This is a genomic window from Bacteroides sp. RTP31139st1_H2_RTP31139_211217 (assembly GCF_040227615.1).
In the GTDB taxonomy this organism is placed as follows: Bacteria; Bacteroidota; Bacteroidia; order Bacteroidales; family Bacteroidaceae; genus Bacteroides; species Bacteroides uniformis.
Genome location: NZ_JBCNZM010000153.1, coordinates 1 through 7,209 on the forward strand (window position 1 = coordinate 1; position 7,209 = coordinate 7,209).

The following is a 7,209-nucleotide window of genomic DNA, read 5'->3' on the forward strand; positions in this document are numbered from 1 at the left end:
CGGACCTGGTCTATCGCGCTCTTGTTTAGGGAAGAATTGATGAAGTGGGCTATCCCATCCTCTTCGCTGAAGTTACGCATCGCATCGACCTGATTCTTCATCAAGGCAATCAGAGGAGAAATCACGATACCCGTGCCCTCCATCAACAAGGACGGCAGTTGGTAGCACAAAGATTTTCCACCACCGGTAGGCATCAACACGAATGTATCATTACCCGCCAACAGATTCTCTATGATTGCTTCCTGATTTCCTTTAAATGTATCGAACCCGAAGTATTTCTTCAGCTGGTCTATCAAATTAATCTTCTTCCCTGCCATGATTCATTAGGTTGTTGTTTATTGAGTTAACTTTTAATAGTGGTACTCCGCCTTGTTTTCACAAAGAACCCTAACAAAGTTATAAACAACTTCTTAAATTTCAAGCATAATCCATCGAATATTTTTCAATAAAAAGTAAAATAGTCGGTTTTACCCCGTATTACCATCTGATTCTTAAGCACTTTGCAGTCGTGCTATATTTGCCTTTTCAAGCTGGCGCTTGGCGTAGTCCAACGTCACAACAAAATTGTCCTTCTGTTCTGACGGAATTTCGAACATGGCATCCATCATAATTGTCTCCACAATGGAACGCAAGCCGCGGGCTCCCAACTTATATTCTACCGCTTTATCCACGATATATTCAAATACAGCATCTTCAAACGTCAGCTTCACATTGTCCATCTCAAACAGTTTGATGTATTGCTTGATGATGGAATTCTTCGGTTCCGTAAGAATGGAGCGCAATGCCGCACGGTCCAACGGATTCAGATAAGTCAGCACCGGAAGGCGGCCGATAATCTCGGGAATCAGTCCGAACGACTTCAAATCCTGCGGAGCAATGTACTGCATCATGTTGCTCTTATCAATGGTTGCCGTATTGCGTACAGCGCTATACCCGACAACGTGCGTATTCAGCCGCTGGGCAATTTTCTTTTCAATGCCATCGAAAGCCCCACCGCAAATGAACAGAATATTCTTGGTATTGACCGGAATCATTTTCTGGTCGGGATGCTTGCGCCCACCCTGGGGAGGCACATTCACCACAGAACCTTCCAGCAGTTTCAGCAATCCCTGCTGCACGCCTTCACCACTCACATCACGGGTTATGGAAGGATTATCACCCTTGCGCGCTATTTTGTCTATCTCATCAATAAACACGATACCTTGCTCTGCCTCGGGCACGTTATAATCCGCCACCTGGAGCAGACGTGTCAAAATGCTTTCAATGTCCTCACCCACATAACCTGCCTCTGTCAGAACTGTTGCATCTACAATAGTAAAAGGAACATGCAGCAACTTTGCGATAGTACGCGCCAATAACGTCTTTCCCGTACCGGTACTGCCTACCATGATGATGTTCGATTTTTCAATCTCCACATCATCACCGCCGTCCTTCTGGAGCAGACGTTTGTAATGGTTGTACACCGACACAGACAAGAAACGCTTGGCATCGTCCTGACCAATGACATATTGATCGAGGAACTTCTTTATTTCTACGGGTTTAGGAAGTTCTTTCAGATTCAGCTTCGTGGCACTTGCCTTCTTGCCAGCCCCCAAAGCCTCCTGAGTAATCTCATAAGCCTGGGTGGCGCAACTGTCGCAGATATAGCCATTCATCCCCGTTATGAGAAATCCGACTTCATCTTCGGTGCGACCGCAAAAACTGCATCTATTTTTATTCTTTCTTGAATCTGCCATATTTATTTTTTAATCAAAACCTCATCTACCATACCATATTCTTTGGCCTCCTGGGCTGTCATCCAGTAGTCACGGTCAGAATCTGCCCATACCTTGTCAAAGGGAGTGTGGGAGTGGTCGGCGATAATGGTATAAAGTTCTTTCTTCAACTTCTGGATTTCACGTGCCGTGATTTCAATATCCGAGGCCTGCCCCTGGGCACCTCCCATCGGCTGGTGTATCATCACGCGGGAGTGGGTCAATGCGGAGCGTTTGCCTTCGGCACCGGCAACCAGCAATACGGCTGCCATGCTTGCCGCCATTCCAGTACAGATGGTAGCCACATCACTACTGATGAACTGCATGGTATCATAAATACCCAGACCGGCATATACCGAACCGCCCGGCGAATTGATATAGATGGAAATATCCTTGCCCGGATCCACCGAATCCAGATAAAGCAACTGAGCCTGCAAAGTATTGGCTGTATAGTCATCAACCTGCGTACCGAGGAAAATGATGCGGTCCATCATCAGACGGGAAAACACGTCCAACTGCGTTACATTGAGCTGGCGTTCCTCGAGGATATAGGGATTCAAATAGCCGGCTTGTGATTTAATCACATCGTCCAGCACCAAACTGTTCATACCAAGATGCTTGGTAGCGTATTTTCTAAAATCATCCATTTCTTTCTATTTTTTAATTTATAAGGATACAAAGAAACAAAAAAGAACACAGAGACACAAAAAAACACAGAGTTATAGTTTGTCAAACTCTGTGTTTCTTTATAAATTTTAGCCGTAGGCTCACATTACTCTTATGCAAACATCTTATTGAACTCTTCAGCAGAAACGTTCTTATGCTCCAGTTCCACCTGAGACTTCAATGCTGTAGCCAATTTAGATTCAACCACACGATTAACCAAGCCTTCTATGCTCTCTTTCTTCTTAAGCATTTCCTTTGAGTAGTTTTCCAGGATTTCTTCAGGCACACTCATCATACCATATTGTGCAAACTGTGCGCGGGTAGCTTCCTTAGCCATGTTTGTGATGTCTTCCTGCTCAACCTTGATATCATTGGCTTTCACCAGCTGTTCTTTAATCAGGTGCCAAGTCAGCTCTTCGATGCTCTTGTCATAGTTGTCCTCTACAAAGCTTTCTTCCTTGTCAGGATTGTTCAGACGCATAATGCGCTTCAGTAATGCATCCGGGAATTCCAGCTTGCCTACTTTCTCTGTCAGCATCTTACGTGCGTCAATCAAGAACTTATAGTCACTGTCTGCCACGAACTGGTTGGCAATAACTTCCTTCACTTTGGCACGGAATTCCTCTTCCGTTTTCACATTACCTTCGCCAAATACCTGGTCGAAAATTTCCTGAGTCAAGTCACCCGGAACGAAACGTGTGATTTCTTCTACCTGGAAGCTGAAATTGGATTTTACTTCGGGAGCAGCTTCCTTGTCAATCTTCAATAAAGAAGACAATTCGGCAGCATTTCCGTCCCAAGCAGTATTCGGATTGAATACAAGCACATCGTTCACTTTTGCACCGGCAAAGATAGCTTTCTGTTCATCATTTTTCATGTACGAAGGCATCATTACAGCACCTTCCACCTGAATACCACCCTCTTTGGTATTACCTTCTTCATCCAGTTCAGCAAGCAAACCTTTCAGCATGTCATTGTCCTCGTAAACGTCTACCTTGTCATACTTGCCGTTACGTTGAGTGTAAGCCTTGACCTGGTTATCCACCATTTCGTCTGTAACTTCAATAGTATAGTAATCTACCTTATCTTTTGCACTGACTTCAGCTTTAAATTCCGGAGCCAAAGCAATATCAAACAAGAATTCGAACTCTTCCATAGTATCGAAATCAATTTCCTGCTGCTTGTCTTCGTTGGGCAAAGGCTCGCCCAATATATTTACCTTATTGTCCTGGATATACTTATATACTGTTTCTGAAAGCAGCTTGTTCACCTCTTCAGCCAATGCAGACTTACCATACATTTTCTTAACTAAGCTCATAGGAACCATTCCCTTACGGAAACCGGGAATCTGTGCCTTCTGACGGAAGCTCTTCAATGATTTGTCTACTTTTTCCTGATAATCTGCTTTCTCAAGCTTTACAGTAAGCAGTGCGCTTACTTTGTCAATGTTTTGTAATGAAACGTTCATTCTGACAATTATTTATTTGATTTATACTTTGTTCCATATCTCAAATGGGCGTGCAAAATTAGCGTTATTCTTTCAATTATCAAAAGAACATTGCCGATTTATTTCAGTTTAATTCTTGGATAGAGCGGTAGAAGAGCCCAACCATCGGACTGACAACGGAGGACGTTTATGGGAAAGATACTCAGGGAAAAGACGATGATAAACCGAACCGTCCAGTTTCTATGAAGAGAAATGGGAGTTGCCCGAAGGCACGACAATCTACAAAAATAATTAAGGAAAAACATTGTTTATCCGAATTTTATGCGTTTCTTTGTCGCGGAATGATGGCGCATTAGTTTTTCGATTTCCATTACATGGTTTTTACTTCCGTTTTCAAGAACGCTTTTGTAAACTCTCTGTCGTTGTAATCCATTTATTATTCAGCCTTCCTTCCAAGAGAGTTTTATTCATTATATTTATTTTATCAATTTCATTATGAACATTTATGTTGGAAACCTTAACTACCGCGTTAAGGAGAGTGACCTGCAGAAGGCAATGGAAGATTACGGCACAGTATCTTCTGTAAAATTTATCAATGACCGCACCACCGGACGTTTCAGAGGCATCGCTTTTGTAGAAATGGAAGATGACGCTGCTGCAGCTAAAGCTATTGCCGAACTAGACGGTGCTGAATTCTTCGGCCGCCAAATGGTAGTGAAAGAAGCAAGACCTCCAAAATATTAATCATAGAGATTTAAGGAGAAATAAAAAAAGGCCACTGAATGAGTGGTCTTTTTTTATTTCTATCAATCGACAGTATCCGGGATTACTTCATAAAATCCTTGCGACGAAGTACGAAGCTATTACTCAGATACTTTTCACGTACAATCTTATTCTCGGCCAACTCTTCCGGCGTACCCTGGAACAAAATTTTTCCTTCAAATAGCAGATAAGCACGATCGGTAATGCTCAGCGTCTCCTGCACATTGTGGTCAGTAATCAAAATGCCGATATTCCTATCTTTCAACTTCCACACAATCTGCTGAATATCCTCCACTGCAATCGGGTCTACACCGGCAAAAGGCTCGTCCAACATAATAAATTTGGGGTCAATGGCCAGACAACGGGCAATTTCTGTACGGCGCCGCTCGCCACCTGACAACTGGTTACCCTTGTTCTTCCTTACCTTCTGCAAGCGGAACTCTGCAATCAGGCTCTCCAGCTTGTCTTTCTGATACTCCAAAGGCTTGTCGGTCATTTCCAGTACAGATGCAATATTGTCTTCCACACTCATTTGACGGAACACGGAAGCCTCCTGCGCCAAATAACCGATACCCGTCTGCGCACGCTTGTATACCGGATATTTCGTTATATCCAAATCATTCAAGAAGATACGTCCCTCATTGGGAGTAATCAGCCCTACGGTCATATAAAACGAAGTTGTCTTACCGGCGCCATTCGGCCCCAGCAAACCGACAATCTCCCCTTGCTTCACATCAATGGACACATGGCTCACTACCGTACGCTTTCCGTACTTTTTCACCAAATCCTCCGTACGCAGCACCATGCTACCTTCCTCCCGTGGCTCTGCCCCAGCAGTCAAGCTTGGTCCGGCCTGCAGATTTTCCTTAACTTCCTCTACATTGTCCTTTATGCCTTTTTCTTCTTCCATACTCTAAAGGTTTTCGCCGCAAATGTAGCAAAAATAAGCCGAAATAGTGTACATTTGCATTCAAATACTTATATGTTATGTTTAAAGCACTTAAGACAGTGGGACGATATATCATACTGATGGGACGCGTATTTGCCCGTCCCGAACGTATGCGTATGTTTTTCCGCCAATATGTCAACGAGTTGGAACAGCTCGGCGTGAACTCTATCGGCATCGTATTGCTGATATCGTTCTTCATCGGAGCTGTAATCACCATACAGATAAAGTTGAACATCGAGAGTCCTTTCATGCCTCGATGGACAGTGGGATATGTAACCCGAGAAATCATGCTGCTGGAATTCTCCTCCTCCATCATGTGTCTGATTCTGGCAGGAAAGGTCGGGTCAAACATCGCCTCGGAGCTGGGCACCATGCGAGTCACCCAGCAGATAGACGCCCTTGAAATTATGGGTGTCAATTCTGCCAACTATCTCATCCTACCGAAAATTGCCGCTATGGTGACAACCATTCCACTGATGGTGACGTTCAGTATATTCGCCGGTATCATAGGTGCCTTCTGTACTTGCTGGTTCGGCGGCATCATGTCGGCGGTAGATTTAGAATACGGCTTGCAGTACATGTTTGTCGAATGGTTTATTTGGTGCGGCATCATCAAGTCGCTGTTCTTTGCCTTTATCATTGCCAGCGTATCGGCATTCTTCGGTTACACCGTCGAAGGCGGTTCCATCGAAGTGGGCAAGGCGTCCACCGACTCCGTAGTATGCAGCAGCGTACTTATCTTATTCGCCGACCTAATATTAACTCAACTTTTAATGGGATGATTGAACTGAAAGGACTTTGCAAATCATTTGAAGAAAAAGAGGTACTGAAAGATATCAATGCCACTTTCGAGAATGGAAAGACCAACCTAATCATAGGGCAGAGCGGTTCGGGAAAAACCGTACTCATGAAATGTATCGTGGGTCTGCTGACACCGGACAAAGGAGAATTGTTGTATGACCACCGCAACTTCCTCGCCATGGGAAAGAAGGAAAAGAAAGCGCTCCGCCGGGAAATGGGAATGATTTTCCAAAGTGCCGCGCTGTTCGATTCCATGACGGTACTGGACAATGTGATGTTTCCACTGAACATGTTCAGCAACGATACCCTGCGCGATCGGACTCGTCGTGCCATGTTCTGCTTGGAGCGTGTAAACCTGATTGAAGCCAAAGACAAATTTCCCGGAGAAATCAGCGGCGGTATGCAGAAACGCGTAGCCATTGCCCGTGCCATTGCCCTAAACCCGCAATACTTGTTCTGTGACGAGCCGAATTCAGGACTTGACCCCAAGACCTCGCTTGTCATCGACGAACTGATACAAGATATAACCCGAGAATACAATATGACTACTCTCATCAACACTCATGACATGAACTCTGTAATGGGTATCGGAGAAAAAATCATCTATATTTACGAAGGACACAAAGAATGGGAAGGCAATAAAGACGATATCTTCACTTCCACCAACGAGCGGTTGAACAGTTTCATATTTGCATCTGACCTATTCCGGAAAGTCAAAGAAGTGGAGATACAGAACCTTGAAGGATAAAACCACACCTCATTTTCTAACCTATTACATAAGAAAGCGTCCGGAAGCTATGTTCCGGACGCGTTCTCTTCATAAAACCAGT

8 protein-coding genes are annotated in these 7,209 nt (G+C 44.2%); 3 read left to right on the forward strand and 5 right to left on the reverse strand.

The genetic code is table 11. The features are described 5' to 3' along the window. The 4 genes from ABUA47_RS19335 to tig all read right to left on the reverse strand — a co-directional run. The coding region (locus ABUA47_RS19335; RefSeq protein ID WP_349831916.1) for a DEAD/DEAH box helicase at positions 1 to 317 on the reverse strand (317 nt) is incomplete at its 3' end. Between the two features lie 174 nt (positions 318 to 491). Then, a complete protein-coding gene (gene clpX / locus ABUA47_RS19340) occupies positions 492 to 1,736 on the reverse strand; it encodes an ATP-dependent Clp protease ATP-binding subunit ClpX (RefSeq protein ID WP_005829557.1) in 1,245 nt (414 codons plus the stop codon). A gap of 2 nt (positions 1,737 to 1,738) precedes the next feature. After that, on the reverse strand, positions 1,739 to 2,401 hold the full coding sequence (gene clpP, locus ABUA47_RS19345; RefSeq protein WP_005829555.1) for an ATP-dependent Clp endopeptidase proteolytic subunit ClpP: 663 nt from the start codon (positions 2,399 to 2,401) through the stop codon (positions 1,739 to 1,741). 131 nt (positions 2,402 to 2,532) lie between these two features. Further along, positions 2,533 to 3,888: a trigger factor gene (gene tig, locus ABUA47_RS19350; RefSeq protein WP_005829551.1), complete on the reverse strand. Its 1,356-nt coding sequence runs from the start codon at positions 3,886 to 3,888 to the stop codon at positions 2,533 to 2,535. 474 nt (positions 3,889 to 4,362) lie between these two features. Between tig and ABUA47_RS19355 the strand changes: the two genes are divergently transcribed. Next, on the forward strand, positions 4,363 to 4,611 hold the full coding sequence (locus tag ABUA47_RS19355; protein ID WP_005829545.1) for an RNA recognition motif domain-containing protein: 249 nt from the start codon (positions 4,363 to 4,365) through the stop codon (positions 4,609 to 4,611). Positions 4,612 to 4,693: 82 nt separating this feature from the next. Here ABUA47_RS19355 and lptB read toward each other — a convergent pair whose 3' ends face one another. Then, positions 4,694 to 5,434, reverse strand: coding sequence for an LPS export ABC transporter ATP-binding protein (gene lptB, locus ABUA47_RS19360; protein ID WP_034523256.1), 741 nt, complete (start codon positions 5,432 to 5,434; stop codon positions 4,694 to 4,696). 182 nt (positions 5,435 to 5,616) lie between these two features. Here lptB and ABUA47_RS19365 point away from each other — a divergent pair, with 182 nt between their 5' ends. Beyond that, positions 5,617 to 6,360, forward strand: coding sequence for an MlaE family ABC transporter permease (locus ABUA47_RS19365; RefSeq protein ID WP_005829541.1), 744 nt, complete (start codon positions 5,617 to 5,619; stop codon positions 6,358 to 6,360). Next, the gene (locus ABUA47_RS19370) at positions 6,357 to 7,127 is read left to right on the forward strand and encodes an ABC transporter ATP-binding protein (RefSeq protein ID WP_005829539.1); all 771 of its coding nucleotides are present in this window, start codon (positions 6,357 to 6,359) and stop codon (positions 7,125 to 7,127) included. The genes ABUA47_RS19365 and ABUA47_RS19370 overlap by 4 nt, the downstream gene beginning before the upstream one ends. Positions 7,128 to 7,209: the final 82 nt, after the last annotated feature.